Genomic DNA, 23,688 nt, shown 5'->3' with positions numbered 1-23,688 from the left:
AGTTAAGGCTTCACAGAGGAGATTCCATTTTAGGCCGCACTCGTGGCCCGGCAAAGGGAGGGCTCGGCTGCGTAGGGAGCGCCCTGAGTTGACCGGGGACAGGGCGTCCCGTGGCGAAATGCCTGCTGTTCCCCTCAATGTGCAGACCACTGCTCCCCCTGCTGGGATACCTCTCTCACGATGGGGCACATGCGCTCGAGGATTGGCCGAAGGCATGACCCGCCGATTCAGCCAGAAAAAATCCACATCATCCGGCACTCGTTCCACCAGGCGCTCCCGAGAGCATACAGGGGCCGGGGGACCTTACTTAGGAACAAGTCTTCGCCTGCATACGAGAGCAGGACCTTCCGCATCAGCGTTCCCCCGAGCCGCCCTCGCGCACCCCGCTACCCATGCTTAACCCCAAACATGGCGAGTATCCGTGCGAACGATAAGGTGTTCTTCCTGGTCCCCACCACGCAAATTTCCGTAGTCGACGCACAGAGTGTTGTTTACTAAAAACTGACTATGAATTGGTTCGGGCGAAGGCGACAAATCAAGTGAAATTTTAAGGCACCATGCTGGAGAACTCAGCTGCAGGATGGTCAATCGTCAAGGCTGCAGGCACTGCCCGCGTTGTCCCCGGGAGTCCCAAACACGCGATGTGTACGGCAATCGGAGGGCACCCCGCTATCTGGGAGTTGTCGCGGAGTTACAGCCTGAAGAACTTAGAGCTACGTGAACTTCAGCCATGTGTAGAGACTGCACCGCTGGGTTGCTAGACACACACTCGCCGCAGCATAAGGGCTTGACGCCGCTGGCCCGAGCGCCACCACCATCACCTCGTTGCCCCACCGTAGCGATTTCAATCATCGGCGCGCACCGATTGTATCAAGATCTCGTTGCAAGTCCTTCCTATCGGAGGTCGATGCCCATGCCGCATGGCGCCAGGAATTGAACCAGGCGGTCCAGCTGATCACCGTGCGCGGCATACTTCCTGTGCAGGACAAGTGTTCGAGCCTTGACGGACTCGGCAAAGACCAATGCCACAGCGATGGAGGCGTGGATCCGTCGGACATCGTCATCCGCGTAGTGCATGCCGAAGAGGAAGGAGTTCGTAGCCAAGGAAATCGTCTCGACCGATGCCATCTGACCCGCCCACGTTCCGGCCGGACGAAGATCCAGCAGCACTTCCCTCGCCTTGCCCCAATCATTGCGGGGTTCGAGTTCGGGCTCCTCCAAACCGGGGTTGAGCAGCAGTCGCGTCTCGCCGTCCGGCAATGCCCGGGCAGCGAATGAGACCGGCGCGGGGAACACCTTTCGTGGGAGCAGGAACTCTTGGACGGCCCCGGCGACCTCCGGAGTGATGTCCTTCGGCAGCTCGAGCTCACCGCTGGTGAACTCCCCGAAAGCCAGTGCGGCGGCCGCGCTCATCCGATCGTTGGAAATCGTGGCAGGCGTCCCGTCGAAGAGCAGGGAGTCAAGCAGCGGAACGCCGTCGTACTCTCCTGGTTCGGCCTTGAAACCGAACCGGCCGTATCCGTCGTTGGCGACCCACGTGATCTTCATTTCCGTCCTTCCTGGCCTCGCTGGGCGAACTGCCTGATCATCTGTGCGCCGGCCTTGGGCGAGGCGACCTTGATGTTGCTGTCCATGGGCAACGCTCCCAGTTCCAGGCCCTTCCCCAAGAGCTCGAGCGGGTGGGCTTCTCCGGTGAGGACGGAATAGGTCCTGGCCGTCTGCCCGCTCCTCGTGATGTCCACGATTTGTACCTGCTCACCGTCGACCGCGAGCTCCGTGAGAGCGGCCCTGTCCAGTGTGATCGGTGCCACGACGGGTGCTTTCCCCTCGGACAGCAGCACCTGCTCAATCACCGGCCTGACGAGCTGGCGCGGTGCCGCGCCTTCTGCGGCGACCGCGGCGTCGAGCTCTTCGCCCCCCGTCGAGCGTGACCTGCTCCGGTGCTCCGACACGGAGAGCGGGCCGAAGGCCCGCAACCTGCGCATGTCGTCCCAGGAGCACCCCTCGACGACCGTGCCCTGCTTGTGCACGACGCCGTCGACGTCCCGGACCCTGTAGGAGAAGAACTCGCTCGCCCGGTTTCGGTGCAGCGCCTGAGCCAGGACGTTGTCGGGAATCCAGTTGTCGAGCTTGATGGCACGCTCCACAAGGCGGTCCGGGAGGTAGGCGCCGTAGTGTCCGAAGACGTTCTCCGTCCCGGGCACCCATGTGCGCCGGAGCTCGCGTGCCGCTTGGCGGGCGGTCTTGATGTTTCCTGAGGTCATGGGCACCTTCGCCATGTACCCGGTGAGCACGGCCGACGCCTTTTGCGTGACTCCCTGACTCTCCGTGATCTGTCCGGGGTGCAGACGGCGAAGAGTGTGGATCTCTCCGGTGTGGTTGAGCCGGAAGCCCGAACGCATCAGCTTCATTCCGAGCGAGTAATCAGAACCGCTCCGGAAGGTGTCCGTGTACCGCAGGGCGCGCAGGACATCCGTGCGCACCATGAGTGTGGGGTGAAGGTAGACCGCGCCGGTGAACAGGAGACTCCCCTGCGTCAGCTCCTTGCCCTGGAGCACGGACATCTCACCGGTCTCGTCGTCGAAATCGATCCAGCCGCCGTAGGAACCCACGCTGCCTGGCTCGAGCCGGGAAAGATGGCTGTCCAGCCGCCAAGGGAGCATGATGTCGTCGTCGTCGTGCACCACGGTGAACCGTCCCCGGCTGACATCCATGGCGTGGTTCCGAGCCGCGGCCAGGCCAGCCTGCTCCCTCGGGAAGTACCGGATGCGGTCGTCGCCGAACGAGGCGACCACCTCGGCGGTGTGGTCGGTGCTGCCGTCGTCGACCACAATCAGTTCGAAGTCATCGACCGTCTGGCACAGGACCGAGCTGAGGGCTTCGCTGAGGTAGTCGGCCCTGTTGTGAGTCGAGATCACGACGCTGAACAGGGGCGCACGGTCGACGACGGGGTGCTGCCACGAGCGGAGGTTGCGCTGCGTGGTCATGTCCTTGGAGTGGATGTTGCGGTTGAAGGTCATCGCACGCTGGCCGGCGTCCGTATTGGCCATGAGATCCCGCGTGGGCTCGTGCCAGATGTGGTACATGCGGCACTCAGGGCTGTCCCACCACCGCACGGCCCGCCCGGTGCGCTTCATCCGTTTGGCGAAGTCGAGATCCTCACCGCCGTAGATCTCGAGGCGCTCGTCGAGCCCTCGGACCTCGAGATAGGCGTCGCGGGAGAACGCGATCATCCCGCCCATGCCCCATCGGGGCCGGAAGCGCGAGACGCGTTCCAGTTCCCGCCAGTTGATGGCGGCGAAGTCGATGGTCTCATGCGTGTGGGTCGGAGGGAGATCCCGGCACTGGAGGACGATGACGTCCCGATCAGCCTCCTGGAGGCTCTGCACCACCGGGGCGAGGGCTCCTGGTGTGAACAGCATGTCCGCGTCCGTGCAGATGAGCACGTCCCCGCGGCACACCGCAAATCCCGCATTCAGTGCACGAGAGCGGGACCAGACCCCGTTGGTGTCGGTGTAGATGTACCGCGCCCCGAGCGCCTCGATGCGCCGGCGGGATTCGTGCCGGTCCAGTTCCACGGATCCGTAGTCGGACACGACGATCTCGAACGGAATCTGTCCGAAGGCGTTGAGCAACGACCGGATCGACAGTTCCAGACGGTCGAGACCCCAGTCCTTGAAGCAGATGACCACAGAGGCGACGGGCGCCTGCGTAATGGCCAGGGCGTCGGTCATCGCTCCTCAACTCCCTTGTAGATCGCAGTGTTGCCGTCATCCGCAGGATCCACGGTCAGGGCGTATACCTCTTGCACGATGGTGGCAGGATCCGGCGCTCCGGAACCGCGCCCGACCACCGAAAGGCGCGCGTTGTGGATCGCCTCGGGAAAGACGAAGTCCCTCAGCCGAAGGACGCCGTCCTTCGGTGCGGGGAGATAGTGGAAATGACGACCGTACTTCGGCGAGAGGGTCCAGGTGGCGCCTTCGAACTCTCGTTCCGAGCTCGCAAGCTCATAATCGAGGAGAGCGAGCACTTCGCGATCCTCATACTGGACGTCGTCCACCAAGCAATAAAAGCTCACCTGCTTGATGGGTGCTTCGAACGTAAAATCGAAATTCACGGCGTTCGGCCCATCTCTCGTTCCTTCTGGTCTAGGTCTTCGGTCGCCAAATGGTGCCAGAAAATGGCGCTTTCGCCCACCGTCGCGACATGGGTCAGCTCGGCTCCCGTGCTGTGCGCGTGGCTCGTCCACATCTGAACGACCTGCTGTTCGTCAGCCCGGTGGACGTCGTCCAGCACGACCAGGGCTCCGTCAGTCAGTCGCGAACTGAGCACCGGATATGCTGCCGCCCGCACGCCGGGTCCGAACGTCGACGGGGGGCCGTCGACGAACAGCACGTCGATGCTCGTGACGGTCCTCTCCAGCCATGCACGGCCGTACCACTGGGCATTTCCGGTCAAGTCCTTGATGGCTGGGTCCACGTCCTCCATGGGAGCCAGCACCACCTGCGTATCGTCGGCCACTCCGACCTGTTCCACGACGGAGTGCGTGTGCCGGTGATAAATGGGATCGTGCTCCAGCGAGTAGATCCTTCTGGATCCCTTCTCCTTGACGCACAGTCCCAGCCACGCTGTGCTGACGCCGCTCCCCAGCTCGACGATTGTCGGGTTGGTCAGCTCCGGACGAAGAATCTCGTCGACAAGATAGGCCAGCACCTGAAAGTTGCATGCCCACGTACCCCGTGCCCCGATATGCACCGGCGGCCGCAGGCGATCGTACAGGTATTCACGCGCGTCGCTTTCGAAGATGACGCGCTGAGCTTCACGACGGATGTCGGTACGTACCAAAGAGGTGTTTTTCTGGACCTCGGTGAAAAGCTGCTCCACGCGCGCAGCGGAGACAGTGTCCTGCGAGGCAGGAGGGGGGGACGGCTCCACGAAGATCCTTTGGGGGGAGGGGATCAGCAGGTCGCCGCCATACTATCCCACTGACCAGCCAGAATGGATTTCCACGCGACACGTGGATTGCTGAGCCGAGTCTTCGACTGTGCCATGATTTCAGAATGCTCTGGCTCCCCCCGCCCACGCGACCCGTCCGTCATTCCGTGTCAGGAGACCACGAGCTGGTCGACAATCCTGCCGATTCCCACGTCTATCTGCTGGCGCACCAGGCCGATCACAATTTCGCGGTGGCGCCCGAACAGACCGCGTTCGAGCCAGCACTGCAGCACTTCAGCGTGGCAGTTCCCGTGGAGGTGCTGTCCGGCGAATACCGGATCGCGGTGATCGAGTGTGCCGGGGCGATCAGGCGGACCGTGATGGGCGAGAAGAACACGTCTCGCCTGGAATTCAGTCCGGGGCCGGACGTCACTGCCGTCATCCTGGCGATACGTCTCGGGGGGAAGTCGGCCGTTCGACTAGGCGCTCCGTCCGTGCGCATCGCGGACCTGCCGTTCGACTTCTTCGAGCCCCATTCGGCCGGTGCCGTGTTGGCGGGCCTCGGCTCCGAGGCGGTGAAGGCGCAGCTGCGCTCGACGCTGCCGCGGGTCCGCGTTCAGGCCGCGTTCGACCGTGTCGACCGTTTTCTCGAGCGTCAGATTCTGTCGCTATGGAATCAGTCCGACGTTCTCTACGCTGGCGGTGGCATGTGGACGGACGTGGACACTCGGGCCCACCAGCGCCTCTTGCACGGATTCGTCTTCTTGGCCGAGTGGGCAGGCGTGATGTCTCAGAGCGACGAGCACCGGGAGGGTGTCCTGGTCGCAGCTCTGGAGCTGTTGCAGGAGTGGTATTGCCGCTTTGGATCCGGCCAGGCACCGGACGCGCCGATGGCATGGCACGACGAGACCACGGCCCAGCGCGTGCTGGGCGTCCTCTCGCTGATGGAGGCCTGCGGATGGACGCTCCCGGAGCAGGCGGTGGAGACCGTGCGCAACGTCCTGGAGCCCGCCGCGGCGGCCTTGTTCACCGACGAGTTCCACGAGACCGGCAACAACCACGGGATGTTCCAGGACCTGGCCCTCCTGGCCTATGCCGTCTTGGCACCGTATCCCACCGAACAGCAACGCTCCCGCATGGCATCCAAGGCGCTGCGCCGCCTCGATGACTACTTTGGCTCCGGTTTCACCGACGAGGGCGTGCACGTGGAGAACTCGCCCAGCTACCACCTGATGGCCTCGCAGTACCTGCAGCAGTACACCGGAATCCTCGGTGCCCTGGGACATCCTCGGGCGGATCACTTCCAGGAAATGCTTAGCCGGGCGACGGCCTACGCCACGCACGCCGTCATGCCCAACGGCATGTACCCGCCGATTAGCGACACGACGCAGCGCGTGCTTGGCAACACCGTCCACGGGCGGCTGTTCGACGATGCCTCGTACCGTTTCGCCGTCACTGCCGGCAAGGACGGAGATCCGGCGCGGGAGCGCTCGCTGGTGCTGCCCCACAGCGGTTACGCCATGTACCGCTCCGCGTGGGGCGATCCCGACGCCGCATACGTCTTCTTCTCTGCCGCCTACAACGCGAACTACCACAAGCACTCGGACGACCTGAGCCTGTTCGTACGCCACCGCGGCTACGACATCCTCTGCGAGGCAGGCCCTTACGGCTACGACTACGAGCATCCGTTCTCAAAGCATGCCTACTCCCAGTTCGCCCACAACAGCCTCGTGGTGGACGGGAAGAGCCTGCCCCGGACGGATGGCAAGTTCTCGGCCGTGACGCTGCAGGACGACGATGCCGGGTGTGCTTTGAACGTCACAGGGACGAATGCGCGCTACGAGAACGTGGTACACCGTCGTTCCGTCCGAGTGCGTGAGGACGGGACTGCCCCTACCATCGTGGTCGAGGACGTCATAGAGTCGCCCCACCAGCACCGCTACGAGCTGCTGTGGCACCTCGGCCCGGAGCTTCGGTCGACGGTGGGTGAAACGGGTTTCGACGTCCGTTACCCGGGGAAGCCCCTGGCCGAGGTCCGGGTCGAAAGTGCGACGGAGTGGAAGCTCTCCCGCGTCCGGGGGCAAGACGCGCCGCACCCCCAGGGATGGCGCTTCCCCGTCTTCAACGAGGCGGTTCCAGCCGAAGCCCTCTGCCTGCGGTTCCGGGGGAAGACCGTCCGCATGACGACGACCATCACGTTGCTGCCCGCAGAGGAGACGGCGTCAGGTGGCGACTCCGTAGTTCGGGGCGAAGACCATTTCGACTTGCCGGCGGGATCTTCGAGCCAATCCCATCCATAGAATACGATCGACTCCATCGACCCGGCCGACTCCTCCCTTCCCCGGCTTGGCGAGGGCTTCCCTGTTCCCATGCCCGGGTACGCGACGTCGGGTGCGCTCGTCCACAGCGGCTGTGTCACCCGCGGCGCCCTCGAGCGGATGTAGCAGTTGCTTCTGGTGTGTGGCAGACCTCCGAGCCACCTTATCGGCGGCCTCGTAGGCCCGCCTCCCGGCAGCAGATCCAAGGAGAGACCACGTGATCCTCAGATACCTCGGAGCCCAGGCCACCGTCGGCAGCACCCCGGCCACGATCCGGCTTCGGGTGCAGAACAAGCCTCAGGGCTTTGGCGTGGTGCACCAGATGACGGCCGCGGTGGACCTCCTCGACCTGGTGCCGGAAGAGATTCTCGCCTCTCCCCACACGACGGTGGCTCTGACCGCCTCTCGTGACGGGGGCACGGTCCCGCTCGTGCCGGCCTTCAAGCTGGCGTGGACGAAACGTGCGGCGCACGTGCGGGGATGGGTTGAGAAGGGCGCGCTGCCACCGGAAATGGACTACGCCGAGGCCGTGCGCGCTGTGGTCCGGTGTTTCTTCTTCGAGACCGACCAAACGCATCGGGTAGTACGGAACCTGCGCCGGGTCATCTTCGACGTCGTGGCCAACGGGGGTCGGCCGAGCGCCTTGGATCGGGTCGCGAGGTTGCTGGAGGACGTCTTCGACGTCGCGGCGGGTGTGGTCGCGAACTCCCCGTGCATGAACTACCTGTTCGACCTGCACATGATGGTCCGTTACCTACAGTTCCAGAAGAACCACCCTCGACGGGCCACACAGAGGCGCTCGACGGCGGGCGCGCTGCGTGGCATCGGCTCGGAGGGCGAGCGGTTCACGGCCGCCCTCGCGGTTCTCGAGGAGCACTGTCGCGCATTTGTCCCCCTCGGCACCTCTCATCTCCACCTCGGGCATCTGGCCTCTTACCGCGGTGAACGGGTGCGAGCGGCGGCCGCCTATGCGTCAGCCCGGTCGGCGTTCGAAGAGGTGCTCGATCCCAGTACGGCCACCTATCCCATCAACACATACGTGGTCCCACCGGCCGCCGACGACGGCTCAGTGCTCGCGCCGCGCCTCAAGTGGTTGCAGACCAGCCTCCCGGGCCCTTCGAGCCGGGACTTCCCGGTCATTCTGTACTCGGCGAATCCGCGGTTCCTCAAGCGGTATTTTCCCCAACTCGCCTTCAACATGGCGCTGTTCCCCGAGTTCGCCTACCACGTGCACGTCGTGGCGGAGCAGGACGAGGCACTGGCGACGATGGACCTGTGCACCGATCTGCTCGGGCTCGTGCTGCGCATGCGCGATCAGCCCGAAGACGCCGTGACGGTCGACTGGTCCTCCTCGGGGGTGCCCGACGGCGTGGCCCAGGACAAGACCTACTTCGCCGCAGCGCGATACCTCGTCGCACCTGAGCTCCTGGACTTTTACGGATGCGACATTTGGATCCAGGACGCTGATCTGCTGCCGACCGGAGACATTCGCCTCGTGCCCGCTCGCACACAGGAAGCGGACGTCGTCCTGCCCACGGTGCAGCGGCTGAACGGCATCGTTCCGTGGCGGCGCTACCTCGCCGGCAACGTTTTGATCCGTCAAACTGACAACGGTCGGGCCTTTCTCGAGGCCACGATTCGGTACCTGCGCAGTTCCCTCGATCGGGATAACTCCTGGCGCCTGAACCAGAACGCTCTCACCTACGCGATGGAAGCCGCCCCTGAAAGCACCACCGTGTTCAACGCCGCCGCGGTACCGGCTCCGCTCACGCCAGGACGGGTTCAGGCGCTCGTCGACGCATGAGGCTGCTCAGCGCTCGTCGTAGAACCAGAGCAGCCCAGAATACAGGTTGAACACCGTACGGATCTGTGTCCGGTTGGTCAGCTCCCGGGTCATCAGACGGCTCAGCACCTTTCGTCCGAACACGGCGTCGCGCTCATGGGTGGGAATGCCAGCCAGCATCTCGCGGCACAGCTTTCGGGTGGGCTCCAGGGCTGCCACTTGCCACAGGTTGGCCTTGCGGCGCCGGGCGAACTCGACCTGTTCCACGGTCGCCGCAGGACGCTGGAATCCTCCGGTCGCGCGGGGCGGCTGGTACGCCGCGAGCCGCGGCGCGGCTGTCTCGTCGAAGGCCCGCCGACGGGGTTGGCCGCGCAGAGACACGTACCAGTCGTTGTAGCGGTCCGTGTCGAAGGGGTGTTCACGCAAGCCCGGCGCTAGGCGTTCCATCAGGTCGAATCCGAGGATGTTCGCCCGCCGCACGTCGGAGGGCGCCGCGAGCATGAGCTTCACCGCGTCGAGACTGTACAGCGGGTCCATGCGGTACGCGTGCTGAGACCAGGCGTAGCTGGTCAGACCGATGAAGTACCGGTTCTTGGCGGTGACGTAGAACCAGTCGAGCACGCCGTCGTCGCGCAGACCCGCAGCGTGGCCTGCATTGAGCTGGGCGCGGAACCCATCGAGGTAGGCCTCCTGCAGGCTACCGGCGAGCAGTGATTCCCCGGCGTCCTCGGGGAAGAAGACGTTTCCCCAAAGTGTCCGGGCCACCACCCGCGGGTCCTCCGCCATCACCCGCCCGGTGTACCGCAGGCTGAAGGAGCCCCGGAGGATCTCCCCGTAGCAACCGCTGAGAACGACGGCCCGGGGCTCGGCATACGCGTGGGCTGAGGGCCCGCCGGCGATGAGCATGCCAGCCGTATTGCGCTGCGGCGTGAGGAGGCTGTCGGCGAGCGACGTGGGCCGAGCCAGTTCGGTGAACCCCGGGTCGTCGCTCAGGGTGAGGTCGTAAGTGGCCGACAGGCGTTCGGCGGTCCAGCGATCGGGGAGCTGCGGGCTTCCGGAGCAGAAGTAGGTGAACTGGTCGGCCACGCCGGCGCCCATCAGGGCGGCGAGAGTGAGCCGTGAGTCGAAGCCGCCGGTGAGGTGGGATACCTTGTCTGGGCTGTCGTACGCGGCCGATGCCAGCACGTTCTGAAGCAGGTCCTGATGCACCCCGTCCCAGGCGGGCCCGAGCGAGTCATCGCTGGTGCGGTACCCCAGCACTTCAGCCTGCGCGTCGTAGGTGTGCAGGTGGACACCGGAAGCATCGGCCAGCACGTAGCTGAACGGCGGCAGCGCTTCGATCTTCTCGTAACTGGAGGAGAACACTCCGCCCCGGCCGGTCGCGATGTTCTCTGCCACGAAGGCCAGATTCTTGGCGAGGGTGGTGCCGGTCGACCGGAGGAAGGCGACCAGGGCGTCGAGGTCCGCCGACACCGCGGTCAGGCCCTCGGAGACATACCGGAAGGTGAAGCCGGCTCCGAGGGGATCGGGCAGGACGACGAACCCGCCGTTCCACGCGCCTGTCAGGACCAGTGGTCCACGGAGCCGATCCCCGAAACCGCTGTATCCGGAGCGCTCCTGGAACGGCAGGCAGATCTGCCCCCGCACGGACTCTGCATCTGACGGACGCGTGACCATGCGCCCGTCGAGAACGCCGCTGCCACGGACGTCCAGGTAGGTGGGCCCACTCGGGGCGTCTGCCCAGCGGCCTTCTGCACTCGGCAGAAGCCCGAGGTGAGGGGCCAGCGACCGTGCTCCTGCGGGAGCCGTCAGGGGCTGACGGCTCCACCACAGCACGCAACCACGGCTCATCGATCGCCCTTCAGCGCTGCGTCGAGCCGCGCGAACACGGTGGGGCCGTCCATGTGGGCGCGGACGAACTGCTGGGCGGCCCTGCCGCGTGCATTGAAGAGGTCTTCGTTGCGGACGGTCTCGTGGATGGCTCCCGCCATCTCATCGATGTCGGCGCTCAGCCACGGCCGGGGGTAGATGAGGTCGGCTCCGTCCCAGTCAAGGGAGGCGGCCACGGCGCCGGACGCGGCGCCGTCGGCGACGGTGAGGTGGAAGGACTCGAAGTCGCTCGTGGACACCGCCACACCGATCCGCGAGTACCACTGCGCCATGTCCGCGCCGAAGCCGTCGAAGACGACGGCACCCGGGTGTTCGGCGTTGAGCGCGTCGATCGAGGCCTGCACGTCCTCGTAGTAGGCGAACTCCTGGGGGCGGTCCTTCATCCACGGGTACTCCTCGGGCCGCCGGCCCTTGACCCGGAGCTTGTAGCGTGAGTCCTTTTCGAGGAGCTTCTCGAGCAGGAGAACCGCAAGATCCAGCCGTTTGCGCTGGGGGACCATGCCGGCGAAGCCCAAGGTGAACCGGGCGTCGTCCGATTTCGGGCGGGCCAGGCCGTCGACGTCGACGATGTTGGGAATGACCACGGCCCTGTCCGCCGGCACCCCGTGCCCCTCGACCGCGGCTCGGCGGATCAGCTCTCCCACGAAGACATAGGCGTCGACGTTGTCGTGCTGCGTCTCGTGCAGGTAGGGGCGGTCGATCTCCTGCAGGTGGACGCGGGCGACCAGGCGCTGGTGCGGCAGGACGTGGCGGGAGTACCACTTCAGGTTGCCCAGGCCCCACTCGCAGAACACGACGTCGGCCTGGTCCAGCAGCTCCCGGGATCGCTCCTCGTCGTGCGCCGTGTGGCTTCGCCACTGGTCGATCAGGACGGTGTGGCCGTGGGCCCGCAGATGGTCCAGCCAGGGGCCCGCGAACTTGAGATCGTGCCCGGCCACCAGAACGCGCAGCCCGCCCGGTCGGCCCGTGGTCCCCGTGCGCGCTGCCGGCGCCGGGTTCGCGGGTCGGTGAGCGACCGTCTGCGGCACGATCATCTCCAGCGTGGGTCCGGACGCGGTCCGGCAGGCGGCCGAGACGTCGCCGTCCTCGACGAGCTCGGTCCGCACCAGACCGTCCTCGTGCGGAAGTCCGGTCAGCACGCGGGTCATGGGCCGGGAGTCCTCCGCGTCCCACAGCTCACGGCTCCCGAGCCGGACCCACTGCCCGAAGCGGGTGCCGTGCAGGAGGTCCTCCGCCCAGGTCCGCGTCACCGGGGCGCGGAGCACGCCGATCCACTCGGTCCGCACCCCGGTGGTGGAGGTGCTCACGCGGATGCCCTCGCGGCGCAGCATGTCGACGGAGGCCGGGGACGCTTCACCGTGGAGGACGACCTCGCGCGGCAGGACCGACTGGTGGGCCACCGCGTCGACCAGCTCCGCGGAGGCGTCCTCCAGCACGAGCGCGTAGTCCGGCAGCCGGAGGCCGTCCACGACGAGCCCCGCCGTGCGGGCCATGAGGGTCAGAGCGGTGTCCACCGTGTGGGCGCGCAGCACGCCGCGCATCTGGTGCCATGCCTCGGCAAGGCGGGCGTCCGGGTCCCGAGACCAGCGCGAGACGAGGCTCTCGGTGCGGCGCCGGTCCCCGCCCACGGGCACGAGGTCCCCCAGCGTCTCTTGCAGGCCCCGGCCCGGTCCGGACAGGACGACACCGCCGGAGGCTGCGATCTCGACGACGCGGCGGGAGAACATCGTGGGCGAGTCGCCCACCGAGTTCACGTTGATGTTCGCGACGTGTGCCTTGTAGGCGTCGAGCACCTGTTCGTACGGCAATGATCCGGCCACGAACGGAGCCAGCTGCGGCGGGAACCGGTACGGGGACGCCGGGTCGTCGTGCTGGCGGTCGTAGATGGTCAGGCCCGTCCTGGTGAGGGGCTCGAGCAGGTCGAGCAGCTGCTGCGAGCGTTCCTTGTACCGGTCCCCGTAGTAGCTGCCAGCGTAGCTGACGGTGTCCTGGGCCGGCATGGCGCCCGGCAACGGGTTGTGGATGGCGGGCTGGGCGTAGAACGGCATGCTGGACACCGTGGTTATCTGGTGGTGCGAGAGGGACAGGTAGGCCCCGACCCGTCCCGCGTCCGTGGTGAACACGTGGTCGCACCGCGCGGCCGTCCGGGCGAACCGGTTGAAGTGGACCGGGTCCTCCTTGTTCCAGAACAGCGTGGGAAGCCCGCGCGTGCGGCAGGCGTGGAGCAGTTTGCGCAGGTCCGCGAAGGACTCGTCGTCGTAGTAGCCGACCTTGCCGTGCCATGCGCCGCCGTTGCCCTTCCAGGCGGACTCGACAAGGACGAGGTCGAGGGCCTCCTGTTCGAGCTGGTCTCTCCATGACCGGGGATCCAGGGGCACGAGGTGGACGCTGGGGCGCAGGGTCTCGGTGGTGAACTCGTCCGCGATGATCCCGACGCGCAGCTCGCCGAGCCGGCGCACGGACCCGTCGTCGACCAGGTCCGCGGCGGTGGCGGCTGCCGCGGCGTACGCGTCGACGACCCGTCGTCCCATCAGGTCCCAGGTGCGCTCGTCGACGGTCCAGAGCCGGGCTCGGCGGCCGAGGGCTCGCACCCGGTCGGGGTTGCCGAGAAGGCCGTCGAGGGTGTCGGCGAGGGCACGGGCGTCGCCCGCGGGGAACAGCACGGCTCGCGTCTCGTCGGGACCGGCAAGGTCCCGGTGCGGAGCCACGTCGGAGAGCACCACGGCCTTGGCCGCCGCGAAGGACTCCAGGGGCTTGAGCGGGGAGACGAGCTCGGTGACCCTGGCTGACAGCCGGGGACAGGGCATGACGGTGAACGTGCTGATCAGCCGGGGCATCTCCGATCCGGGAAGTCGCCCCAGGAACCGGACGGTCTCGCCCAGGTCCAGCTCGTCCCGCAAGCGCTGCAGGGAGGTCAGCGCGGTGCCCGCGCCGGCGATGATCACCTGGAACTTCCGGTCGCGGTCCCGGAGCTCCGCTGCCGCCCGCAGCAGCACGTCGAGCCCCTCGTACGGGACGAGAGAACCGGCGAAGCCGATCACCGGCCGGTCCACGGCGATCTTCTTCGACGCCGCATAGGCGCGGTCCACGGGCAGCGGCAGCATCTCGGCGGGATCCACGGCGTTGGGCACCACCGTGATCCGCTCCTCGGGCACCCCCCGATCCACCAGCTCCTGCTTGATCTGCTCCGTGATGGCGACAACCCGGTCGGCCTCGGTGGCCACCAGCGTCTCCAGGCGCACCTGCTGCCCGAAGCGCTCCGTGTCCTCCCAGCCCGGCCGGGCGCTGGCCTCCGAGAGCTCCCACAGGCCGCGGACCTCGTAGACGAAGGGAACACCGAGCCGACGGGCGGCGATCAGCGCAGCCAGGCCCACCACGTGGTTGGAGGCGGCGTGGATCATGGAGGGACGGAACAGGCGTGCCTCGCGCACGTAGGCGTCGGCGGCTGCGAGCAGGTAGTGGTCCCGGGGATCGCTGCGCAGATCGCCCCCGGACAAGTGCACGTACTCGAGGCCCTCCAGCACCGTGGTCGAGCGTTCGACACCCACGGAGGCGGCTAACTCCGTGTCCCACGGGTAGCCGAGCCGGCTGACGACCCGCACGTTCCAGCCGTTCTCCACGAGACCCCGGGCCACGCCCTGCGTGCGCGTGGCGTAGCCGTTGGTGGTGTGGACGGGGCTCTGGTTCACGCAGTACATGACCCGTCGCCGCTCCGCCACGTAGGCGGCCCCGGGGCTGCGGCGCGGGACCATGGCCTCCACGCGCTCGATCAGCCGCGCCGCCGCGGGGATCTGCGCCGCCAGGTCCTGACGGCTCTCCGGCAGGTCGGCCACGAGCTTCTCGTGCTCGTGCAGCAACTGGGCCGGGCGGGAGATCTGGCCCTCGTCGTACCACAGGCGGCCGAGCAGCTGCCCCAGCCGCTGCCCGTCAGGAGCCGCCTCGAACCAGGAGAGCAGGTCCACGGTGGACAGCTCCGACAGGCGCGGGGCCGCGGCGGCCGCGAGTCGCGGCGGCGCCGGCTGTGCAGGCTGCGGCTGTGCAGGCTCCGTCGCCGGCGGAAGCGCGGGCAGCGGGTTCCCGGCCTCGATCTCTGGGGTCCTGGAGCCGTCACCGCCCCGGGCCCAGCTCCTGCGCACCGCGGTGACCGGGGCGAGCACCCCGCGTCCGACCTTCAGGCTCGTGGAGGCCCGGAGACGCTTGAGGTCGTCCTTCAGCCGTGCGGTCTCGGCCTTGTAGGCCTCGTACTTGGCGTAGGTGGTGCCGTGCTTGGACCTCTCCTCCTTCAGCTGGGCCTCCGCGCGCTGGGCACGGCGCTGGAGCGTCCGGTTCGTCCGGACGGCATCCTGCAGCTCCTGGTCCAGCGCGCCGGCACGCCGTCGAGCATCGGCCTCCCTGCGCTCGAGCTCACGAATCCTCAGGCGCAGCCCTTCGGCGTCCCGCAGGGAGTGCTCGAACTCGATCCGGTCGAACTCCTGCGGATCGCGGCTTTCGTCGGCATGCATGGAAGGGCTGCTCCTGGGGCGGGGACGGAAGTGTCGGTGGCAGTGCGCTCCGGGCCGGTTCAGGCCACGGGTGCCGAGGCGACAGGGATGACCGGGAGGGTGGTCGTCGTGATCGGGGGCACCGCCGAGCGCCCGGGCCGCCACAGTCCCTTCGTGTCGATCACGGTCTTGCCGTCGAGGATGCCCTTGGGCAGGGTGCGGAACTGCAGGTGGTCGACCAGGAGCACGACCACGTCGGCCCGCTGGATGGCGTCCAGGTACTGCGCGAACCGCAGGTTCCTGATCTCCTGGAGCCTCTGCGGCAGCTCGGCCACGTTCGGCTCGACCGCCAGCACGGTGCCGTGCGGGATGTCCTGGGCCAGGCGCTTGGTGATCTCCAGGGCGGGCGACTCGCGCAGATCGTCGATGTCCGGCTTGAACGCCAGCCCGAGAGCGGCGACCACCGGGACGTCGAGGCCCTCGACGGCATCCTTCACCCGGTCGATCACCCACTGCGGCTTCCCGTCGTTGACCTCCCGCGCCGTGCGGATGAGCCGGGACTGCCCGGGGGCCGAGGAGACGATGAACCAGGGATCCACGGCGATGCAGTGCCCGCCCACGCCGGGGCCGGGCTGGAGGATGTTGACGCGCGGATGGTGGTTGGCCAGCTCGATGAGCTCCCACACGTCGATGCCCAGCTTGTCCGCGATCAGGGAGAGCTCGTTGGCGAAGGCGATGTTGACGTCCCGGAAGGAGTTCTCGGTGAGCTTGGCCATCTCGGCCGTGACGTCGTCGGTCTCCAGCAGCTGGCCGACGCAGAAGGTGGCGTAGAGCGCCTTGGCGCGCCGGGTGGCCTCCTTGCTCATCCCGCCGATGATGCGGTCGTTGGTGATCAGCTCCTCCATCACCCGCCCGGGCAGCACCCGCTCGGGGCAGTGCGCCACGTGGATGACGGGCTTCCCGTCGGCGCCGTCCAGGGACAGATCCGGGCGCAGCTCGAGGAGGAACTCGGCCATCTTCCGGGTGGTCCGCGGCGGCGAGGTCGACTCGAGGATGATCAGCTCGTCGCCGCGCAGCTGCGGTGCGATCGCCTTCGAGGCCGAGAGGATGTAGGACAGGTCGCCCTCGTAGTCGTCCTTGAACGGGGTCGGCACGGCCACGATGTAGGCGTCGCCGTGGGGCATCTCCGTCGACGCGGTCAGGGTGCCCTCAGCCACGGCCGCGGCGAGCTGCTCCTCCAGCCCCGGCTCGACGAAGGGAATCTCGCCCCTGTTGATCCGCGCCACGTTGGCCTCGTTGATGTCCACACCGAACACGCGGGACCCGTGAATGGCGAGGACCACGGCGGTGGGGAGTCCGATGTAGCCCAGGCCGACGACGACGACGTTCTTCTGCTCAGACATGGGGGCCTAACTGTGGGGGGAGGGGGCGAGGTGCGGGGGGGGGCAACACTCGTGGCGGTGGGGTCGCTTTAGAAAATCATACTGTGACGTGCAGAAGCGTGTCCCCGAACGCGACCACGTCGCCGCTGGCGAGGAGTGTGGCGTCACTCACGGACCACGTGTGCTCCCCGGTTCCCCGGTGCTGGCGGAAGTTGAACCGGTCGCTCGAGTAGATGCGGTAGCCGGCGTCCGCGGCGGCGGCCAGGAACGCCGTGTCCTCCCCCGTGGTACGGGGCGCGAAGGGCACCCGCTGGAAGACCTCCCGCCGGCCCATGATGGTCGGGCCCATGACGAAGTCCGTGTACCGGTGCTCGCGGTGGGCGAAGCGCAGCAGCGTGGCATCGTGGGCGGCCAGGTGCATGTAGTGCGCCTGCTTGCCCACCACGTCGGCACCCGAGTATGACAAAGCATGAAGCTGGTCGCCCAGGTAGTGCGGCCCGTAGTAGTCGTCGTCGTCCATCTTGGCCAGGACATCGCCCGTGGACGCCTCGACGGCCAGGTTGAGGCACTCACCCAGGCTCAGTTCGTCACCCGCCGCCAGGACCCGCACTCGCGGCAGGCCGGCGGCGGCCGCCCGGGCATCGACGTCGTGCTCGGCCGGGTCGAAGCCGTGGCACACAAGGACCACCTCGGGGTCGACGCCCACCTGCGCGGCCACCGAGCCCAGGGCGTGGTCCAGCCGGTGCGGGCGGTTGGTGCACAGCAGCACGGAGACCGCCGGCGGCTCCGGGGCGCGCCACCGTCCGGGGTGCACGGCCTCGAGCACCGACGCCACACGGTGGGTGTAGGTGTGGTCCGCCCAGACGGCGCGCTGGGCGCGGTGGACCGTCCGGTCCGCCAGTTCGGGGCTGCGCACCAGCGCCCGGACCAGGTCCGCGGCGTGCTGCCGGTCCCCCGCCACCGGCAGCTCGTCCTCGGAGAAGTAGTGGCGGATCGCCGCGCTGGGCGTCGAGACCACGGGCGTGCCGGACGCGGTGATCTCGAAAATTCGCCGGGCGCACATGCTGGGCGAGTCGACCACCGAGTTCACGTTGAGGAAGACCTTGTAGGCCTTGTACGCGGTGAGCATCCGGTCGTAGGGCAGGGAGCCGACCACCCGCTCGTCGAGCGGGGCGGGGAACTGGTAGCGCTCGTCGTCGCCGAGGTAGCGGGAGAAGATCTCCAGACCGCGCCGCATCCTCGGGCTGACGTCCAGAGCACCGCCGAGCAGCAGGTCCATCTGCTCGCGGCGCTCGGGATACTTGTGGGCGAAGTACATCCCGGCGAAGGCCACGTCCCGCTCGTGGAAGCCGTGCTGCGGGCGGACGGGGTGGTGGACGGCCGGTTGCGCGGCGAAGGGCAGGACGCCCACCCGGTCGTGGCCGAGGTCCCGGACGTAGTGCTCCACCCGGGTGCTGTCCGTGGTGAGGACGTGGTCGAACAGGCCCGCGCACTCCAGGAAGTCCTCGTAGTGGGGCGGGTCCTCCTTGTTCCAGAACACCGTGGGGATGCCGTGCTCGCGGCAGTGGGCCAGCAGGTCCTTGAACGCCTGCTTGACCCCGGAGGCGCCGGTGAGCTGGTACTGCCACTCATCGCCGTTGCCGTGCCAGGCAGACTCGACGAACAGCAGGTCCACCGGGTGCGCCGCGAGCTGCTCGCGCCACCCGCCGCGCGTGAGCGGCACCTGGTGCCACTCGTAGGCGAACGCGCGCAGGGAGAAGTCGTCGAGGATCACCGCGGCGGTCACGTCGCCGAAGACGGGGGCCCGCTCGGGCCACGCGACGGGGTCGAAGTCCAGGCCCGTGTCCCGTGGGGTCCCGGCGGCGGAGGCGGTCCGGGGTGCCCTGAGCCGGCGCCGGTACTTCGCCACGGCCGACGGCCCGCCGTGGCGCAGGTGCCACAAGGCGGTGCGCAGCGCGAAGCCGGACGCACTCCGCGTCATGCGCCCGGCCTCTGCACGGGGAAGACGACAGGACCGTCGTCCAGGGTCGCCCCCGGCACGGTGGGGGGATCGGCGACGTCGTCGAGCACGGTACGGACCAGCCGGGCGCGTTCTCCGTCGCGCATCGTCAGGGCGGTGCGGTTGTTGCCCGCTGCGAGCTCCTTCATGAACCGCCCGTAGGCCTCGGTGACCTCCTGCGGGTCCCCGTCCATGACCAGCTCCCCCTCGTCGATCCACACGACGCGGGAACAAATCTGCCGCACCTCGCCCATGGAGTGGGAGACGAACAGGATGCAACCGGCCTGGTCGCGCAGCTCGCGCATGCGAGCCTGGCCGCGGTCCTGGAACTGCGCGTCGCCGGTGCCGAGCGCCTCGTCGAGGATGAGGATGTGCGGGTCGGTGGCCGTGGCCACGGCGAAGCGCAGCCGGGCCGCCATGCCGGAGGAGTAGGCCTTCATGGGCCAGTGGATGGCCTTGTCGAGCGCCGCGATGTGCACCAGCTCGTCCATGCGCCGGTCCACCTCCCGCGGGGTCATCCCCTGGGCCAGGCAGCCCAGCCGGATGTTGCGCTCCCCCGACAGCGCGGGCACGAGAGAGACGTTGACGCCGAGCTTCGCGGGCGTGTCGGCGGCGTAGACCCGTCCGGACGTGGGGTTGAGCTGCCCGGCGACGACGTTCATGAGGGTCGACTTCCCGGACCCGTTGCGGCCCACGAAGCCCACGGACTCGCCTTCGTCCACGGCAAGGGTGATGCCCGTCAGCGCACGGTTCTGCACGATCGGCGGGCGACCGAGCGCCCTGCGCGCCCAGCGCACGGCCGGGGACACGGGGACCTCGTCCCCGCCGCCGGTACTGGTGACGGTGTAGACGACCGAGACGTCATCGACGACGACGGCGGGCATCCGGGCGCGCCGCCGCCCGGGGCGGGCGGCGCGGAGTTCAGCGCTCATCGGCGTAGCTCTCCTCGTTGTGCCAGAACACCCACAGCCCGGCCAGCCAGGTGCCGAAGGCCGCGACCACCAGGATGGTCCACGACCACCAGGGCGGGGTCGTGCCGTAGAGCAGGCAGTCGCGGGCCATGGAGAGCACCTGGTAGAGGGGATTCGCCTCGAAGAGCAGCAGGAGCCGTTCATCACTCACGAAGTGGGACGGGTCGTAGAAGATGCCGGAGGAGTACATCCAGATGCGCATGACGAAGGTCAGGAGGTTGCCGAGGTCGGGGATGCGGTGCACCAAGGGGGCCATGAGCATCCCGAGGCCCCAGTTGAAGACCGTCTGCAGCGCCACGATGGGCACCAGGAGCGCCCACCGCCACGTCACGGGCTCGAGCGGCGGGATCAGGAGGACCAGCACGGCCATGGCCAGGAGCACGAAGAACTGGCTCATCAGCTCCCGGACGTTGATGGAGAGGGTCAGCGCCACCCGGGGGAAGCTGAAGCCCCGGATGAGCGCCCGGCCGGAGGCGAGGCAGCGGGCCCCGGCCACGACGGCCCGGGACGAGTAGTTGAACATCATTAGCCCCACCAGGAGATAGGCGATGAAGTTGTCGACCCCCCGGCTCGTGCCCAGGAGCACGCCGAAGATCAGCAGGAAGCTCAGCCCGAGCAGCACCGGGTTGAGGACCAGCCACGCCTTCCCGAGCAGGGTGTGCTCCTGGCTCACGGACAGCCGCACGCGGGCGTCGTAGAGGACGAAGTGGCGGCTGCCCCACAGCTGCACCAGGTATTCGGGCAACGGGGGCCGCGCCCCCACGGCGCGCAGCCGCGAGGAGTCGAAGACCACCGTGAGCGCCGGGGGCGTCGGAGCCGGCACCGGCCCCTGGTCGGGCGTCTGCCGCACGGTCACGCGCTGGCCTCCTGGAGTGTGTCCGGTTCCGTCAGGTGGTGGTAGGCCTCCACCGTAGCGGACGCCACGGCCTCCCACGTGCGCTCCGACAAGGCCCGGCGCCGGCCCTCGTCTCCCAGACAGGCACGCACGGCGGGGCACTCGAGCATCATCCGCAGCACGCTCGCCAGGGTCGAGGGGTCCTCGGGCGGGGTCAGCAGTCCGGTGATCCCGTCCGCGACGAGCTCGGCCAGCGCCGGCAGCCGTGAGGCCACCACGGGGGTGCCGGTGGCCAGGGCCTCGACCGGCTTGAGCGGGGTGACGTGGCGGGTGACGGTGCGGTCCTTGCGGGGGACGACGAACACGTCGAACGCCTGGTGGTACAGCACCGCCCGGTCCCGGGGCACGCGGCCCACGAAGCGGACCCGGTCCCGCACGCCGAGCTCGGTGGCGAGGGTCTCCAGTCCGGGACGCGCGGCGCCGTCGCCCACGATCACCACGAGCATCCGCGGGAGGTCGGGCGCCAGCAGCGCGGCCGCGCGCAGCAGGTCGTCGAGGCCCTCGTAGTCGACCACGCTGGTGACGGTGCCGAGGATCAGGGCGTCCTGCGGCAGGCCGACAGCGCGCCGCGCGTCGCCGGGCGGCGCCGGGTCAGTGAGGTAGTCCCCGCCGACGGCGTTGGGCGCGATGCGGGCATGAACCGGTCCCCCGGGCAGGGAGCGGGTCAGCTCTCGCACCCGCTGGCTCATGGCCCGGCCCAGCGTCACGACGTCATCGGCGGCCGTCAGGACCTCGGCCTCCCGCGCCGTGAACAGCCCGTACCGTTCGCTCGTGGCCGCCTCGCCCGGCCGGGACGACGCCCAGGTGTCCGCCAGCTGCCCGCGGACCTCGTAGACCCACGGGATGCCGAGGGACTCCGCGACGGCCCGGGTGACGAGGGCGTTGACGAAGTGGGTGGTGGTGTGCAGCACGGCGGGCCGGGTGCGCAGCGCCAGCCCGAGGACGGCATTCGCCTCCTGCTGCAGCCGGCCGGTGGCCGTGCCGGCCAGCCGGGACGGCAGGATGCGGTGGTAGGGGATGCCGTCGACGAGGTCCACGGCGGCGGCGCCCAGCTTGCCGACCTGCACCGGATACCCCGGTCGGGTCACGGCGTGCACCGTCCAGCCCTGCGCCGCCGTGGCGGTGAGCAGCGAGTGCGTGCGCTGGGCGTAGCCGCTCGCGGTGTGGGGCAGGGAGTTCGTGAGCACGTGCAGGACCGTGTCCGGGACCGGCCGGTAGCCGACCACGGGCGCCAGGGTGGGGCGCCACCCGAGGAACAGGCGCAGCTCGTCCTCGTACCGGTGCAGCTGCTGGCGCTCGCCCCGCGTCACCCGTCCGCGGGCCACCGCACGGCGCAGACCGACGACGGCTTCGGACATCCGCCCCACGTGCCAGTCGCGGCGGGCCTTGGTCCCCGCACGGCCCGGGATCCCCGCGGGCACCTGGGCGAGCAAAGCGTCCGCCTCCTCGACGCGGCCCATGGACAGGGCGACGTCGGCCATGCGCCGGGTGGTGCGGGCGTCGAAGCACCCCTCCGCCGCCTGGGCGATCCCCTCCGTTGCCCGGTCGTCGCGGCCGAGGACGTGGGCCGCGGCCGCCCGGGCAGCGGGCCAGGGAACGCCGAGGACGGCACGGGCCGCGGGGCGGGAGACCGGGCGGGGCATCCGGCGCGCGGCCTGCAGCCAGAAGACCACCGGGTCGTCGGCCAGATGCTCGCGCACCGTGCGCGCTGTCACCGCGGCGTTGGCGCGCAGCTGCCCCACGGACCGCCCCGTGGCCCCGTCGGGACGGTCGCCGTGCTCACGCGACATGCCGGTCCCCTCCCGTCGGCGTGCCGGCGTCCGCCCCGGCCGGCCCGGCATGAGCCTGCCGGGGCCAGGCCGCGGCGAGCCCGCGCAGCAGCCTGTCGTAGCGGGCGGCGAGGTCGGCGTAGTCGGCGTGGGCCTCGACCCACGCCCGGCCGGAGCCGGCAGGACGCAGCCGCGTCCGGTCGGTGATCAGCTCCTGCCACAGGCGGGCGACCGCGTCCGGGTCGCTGGGCACCACGTCGCCCTCCCCGGCGTCGGCTAGGAGGCGGGCCGCCTCCCCGCGCACGATCGCGGTGATGTGCCGGCCCACGGACAGCACCTCGTAGGTCTTCGAGGGGATCGTGGCCTCGAAGGACTTCCAGTCGTCCCGCAGCGAGATCACCACGGAGTCGGCCTCGGCGTAGCGCTCGAAGACCCGCGGCCCGTACTCGGGCGGCAGGAACCGCACGGGCGCGTCCAGCCGGGCGGCGAGGGCCTGGAGGACGGGTTTGCGGTTGCCCTGCCCGACCATGGTCAGGCGCATCCGCTCGCCCACGCGCGCGGCGGCCTCGATCAGCACCTCCAGGCGCTGGCTCTCGCCGTGGTTGCCCAGGTAGAGCACCTCGAGCCGGTCGCGGTGGACGAGCGGGGGCAGCAGCCGGGGCGTGCGGTCGAGGACCACGCCGTTGCGCACGGTCTCCACGTGGCGCAGACCCCGGTCGCGCAGCGTCCGGGCGAAGCCCTCCGTGACCGTGACCACCAGGTCGGCGTGCTGCTGGACGAGCTCCACCACGCCGTTGACCGCGCCGCGGCCGCCGCCGCGCAACAGCTTCGCGTCGTGGGCCAGGTCGGGCCAGGCGTCGCGCATCTCCACGACGAACGGCACACCCTTGAGCCGGGCCAGGACCCAGCCCGACGCCAGCAGGGGCAGGGACGGCGCGGTGACGAGCACGACGTCCACGGGGCCCGTGAGCAGGCCCCGCACCGCCGAGGTGGCGGCCGTGAGCAGCTGGTCGGCGAGCTTGCTCCCGCGGCCGTGGCCCGCGCTCAGGTACGGGACCCGGTGGATCCTCTCGCCGAGGGGGCCGGTGCCCGTGCCCCAGGCGCCCCCGACCGCGCCGGGACCGGACTCGCCGCGGAACCGCGGCGCCGGGGCGAGGAAGGAGACGTCCCAGCCGGCGTGGCGCAGATAGCGCGTCAGCGACGACCAGCGGCGCTGCGGCGGGGAGTGCTCGGGCCAGTAGGAGTGTGTCACCACAAGCAGGCGC

14 protein-coding genes are annotated in these 23,688 nt (G+C 68.8%); 2 read left to right on the top strand and 12 right to left on the bottom strand.

Annotated features, from left to right (window positions below; all coding sequences use genetic code 11):
• Nucleotides 1–894 precede the first annotated feature (894 nt).
• From ACYSMR_RS15705 to ACYSMR_RS15690, 4 genes are read right to left on the bottom strand one after another with little or no spacing between them, the layout of a single operon-like run.
• A complete protein-coding gene (locus ACYSMR_RS15705; protein WP_461746417.1) occupies nt 895–1,548 on the bottom strand; it encodes a hypothetical protein in 654 nt (217 codons plus the stop codon).
• Nucleotides 1,545–3,734, bottom strand: a complete 2,190-nt coding sequence (locus ACYSMR_RS15700) for a glycosyltransferase (RefSeq protein WP_461746415.1) — start codon at nt 3,732–3,734, stop codon at nt 1,545–1,547. The genes ACYSMR_RS15705 and ACYSMR_RS15700 overlap by 4 nt, the downstream gene beginning before the upstream one ends.
• Entirely contained in the window at nt 3,731–4,117 is a 387-nt protein-coding gene (locus ACYSMR_RS15695; RefSeq protein ID WP_461746413.1) for a hypothetical protein, read from the bottom strand. Before ACYSMR_RS15695 ends, ACYSMR_RS15700 begins: the two co-directional genes overlap by 4 nt.
• Nucleotides 4,114–4,884 (bottom strand): class I SAM-dependent methyltransferase, encoded by a 771-nt coding sequence (locus tag ACYSMR_RS15690; RefSeq protein ID WP_461746411.1) that lies wholly within the window; start codon nt 4,882–4,884, stop codon nt 4,114–4,116. The genes ACYSMR_RS15695 and ACYSMR_RS15690 overlap by 4 nt, the downstream gene beginning before the upstream one ends.
• 218 nt (nt 4,885–5,102) lie before the next feature.
• Between ACYSMR_RS15690 and ACYSMR_RS15685 the strand changes: the two genes are divergently transcribed.
• Nucleotides 5,103–7,235, top strand: coding sequence for a heparinase II/III domain-containing protein (locus tag ACYSMR_RS15685; protein WP_461746409.1), 2,133 nt, complete (start codon nt 5,103–5,105; stop codon nt 7,233–7,235).
• A gap of 235 nt (nt 7,236–7,470) precedes the next feature.
• Complete coding sequence (locus ACYSMR_RS15680; RefSeq protein ID WP_461746407.1) at nt 7,471–9,057, top strand: hypothetical protein; 1,587 nt, start codon at nt 7,471–7,473, stop codon at nt 9,055–9,057.
• Between the two features lie 6 nt (nt 9,058–9,063).
• Here the strand turns inward: ACYSMR_RS15680 and ACYSMR_RS15675 are convergent, their stop codons facing one another.
• The 8 genes from ACYSMR_RS15675 to ACYSMR_RS15640 all read right to left on the bottom strand — a co-directional run bounded on the left by ACYSMR_RS15675 (nt 9,064) and on the right by ACYSMR_RS15640 (nt 23,675).
• The gene (locus tag ACYSMR_RS15675; protein WP_461746405.1) at nt 9,064–10,683 is read right to left on the bottom strand and encodes a hypothetical protein; all 1,620 of its coding nucleotides are present in this window, start codon (nt 10,681–10,683) and stop codon (nt 9,064–9,066) included.
• A 200-nt stretch (nt 10,684–10,883) separates the two neighbouring features.
• The gene (locus tag ACYSMR_RS15670) at nt 10,884–15,428 is read right to left on the bottom strand and encodes a glycosyltransferase (protein WP_461746403.1); all 4,545 of its coding nucleotides are present in this window, start codon (nt 15,426–15,428) and stop codon (nt 10,884–10,886) included.
• 59 nt (nt 15,429–15,487) lie between these two features.
• Nucleotides 15,488–16,810 (bottom strand): UDP-N-acetyl-D-mannosamine dehydrogenase, encoded by a 1,323-nt coding sequence (gene wecC / locus ACYSMR_RS15665; RefSeq protein ID WP_461746401.1) that lies wholly within the window; start codon nt 16,808–16,810, stop codon nt 15,488–15,490.
• Nucleotides 16,811–16,886: 76 nt separating this feature from the next.
• Nucleotides 16,887–18,770, bottom strand: a complete 1,884-nt coding sequence (locus tag ACYSMR_RS15660; RefSeq protein WP_461746399.1) for a glycosyltransferase family protein — start codon at nt 18,768–18,770, stop codon at nt 16,887–16,889.
• Nucleotides 18,767–19,720, bottom strand: coding sequence for an ABC transporter ATP-binding protein (locus tag ACYSMR_RS15655; protein WP_461746397.1), 954 nt, complete (start codon nt 19,718–19,720; stop codon nt 18,767–18,769). The genes ACYSMR_RS15660 and ACYSMR_RS15655 overlap by 4 nt, the downstream gene beginning before the upstream one ends.
• Nucleotides 19,710–20,615 carry an ABC transporter permease gene (locus tag ACYSMR_RS15650; protein WP_461746395.1) on the bottom strand — a complete coding sequence of 302 codons (906 nt, stop codon included), beginning with the start codon at nt 20,613–20,615 and terminating at the stop codon, nt 19,710–19,712. Before ACYSMR_RS15650 ends, ACYSMR_RS15655 begins: the two co-directional genes overlap by 11 nt.
• A complete protein-coding gene (locus ACYSMR_RS15645) occupies nt 20,612–22,444 on the bottom strand; it encodes a glycosyltransferase (protein WP_461746393.1) in 1,833 nt (610 codons plus the stop codon). Before ACYSMR_RS15645 ends, ACYSMR_RS15650 begins: the two co-directional genes overlap by 4 nt.
• Nucleotides 22,434–23,675 (bottom strand): glycosyltransferase family 4 protein, encoded by a 1,242-nt coding sequence (locus tag ACYSMR_RS15640; RefSeq protein ID WP_461746391.1) that lies wholly within the window; start codon nt 23,673–23,675, stop codon nt 22,434–22,436. Before ACYSMR_RS15640 ends, ACYSMR_RS15645 begins: the two co-directional genes overlap by 11 nt.
• Nucleotides 23,676–23,688: the final 13 nt, after the last annotated feature.

This window comes from Kocuria sp. U4B (assembly GCF_054875615.1).
Note: the sequence above shows the minus strand (reverse complement) of the source record. Positions and strands in the feature narration are given on the sequence as shown.

Coding starts and splice junctions, on each gene's coding strand:
- wecC (WP_461746401.1), bottom strand. CDS start 16,810: ATGTCTGAGCAGAAGAACGTCGTCGTCGTCGGCCTGGGCTACATCGGA.
- ACYSMR_RS15705 (WP_461746417.1), bottom strand. CDS start 1,548: ATGAAGATCACGTGGGTCGCCAACGACGGATACGGCCGGTTCGGTTTC.
- ACYSMR_RS15700 (WP_461746415.1), bottom strand. CDS start 3,734: ATGACCGACGCCCTGGCCATTACGCAGGCGCCCGTCGCCTCTGTGGTC.
- ACYSMR_RS15660 (WP_461746399.1), bottom strand. CDS start 18,770: ATGACGCGGAGTGCGTCCGGCTTCGCGCTGCGCACCGCCTTGTGGCAC.
- ACYSMR_RS15670 (WP_461746403.1), bottom strand. CDS start 15,428: ATGCATGCCGACGAAAGCCGCGATCCGCAGGAGTTCGACCGGATCGAG.
- ACYSMR_RS15645 (WP_461746393.1), bottom strand. CDS start 22,444: ATGTCGCGTGAGCACGGCGACCGTCCCGACGGGGCCACGGGGCGGTCC.
- ACYSMR_RS15655 (WP_461746397.1), bottom strand. CDS start 19,720: ATGAGCGCTGAACTCCGCGCCGCCCGCCCCGGGCGGCGGCGCGCCCGG.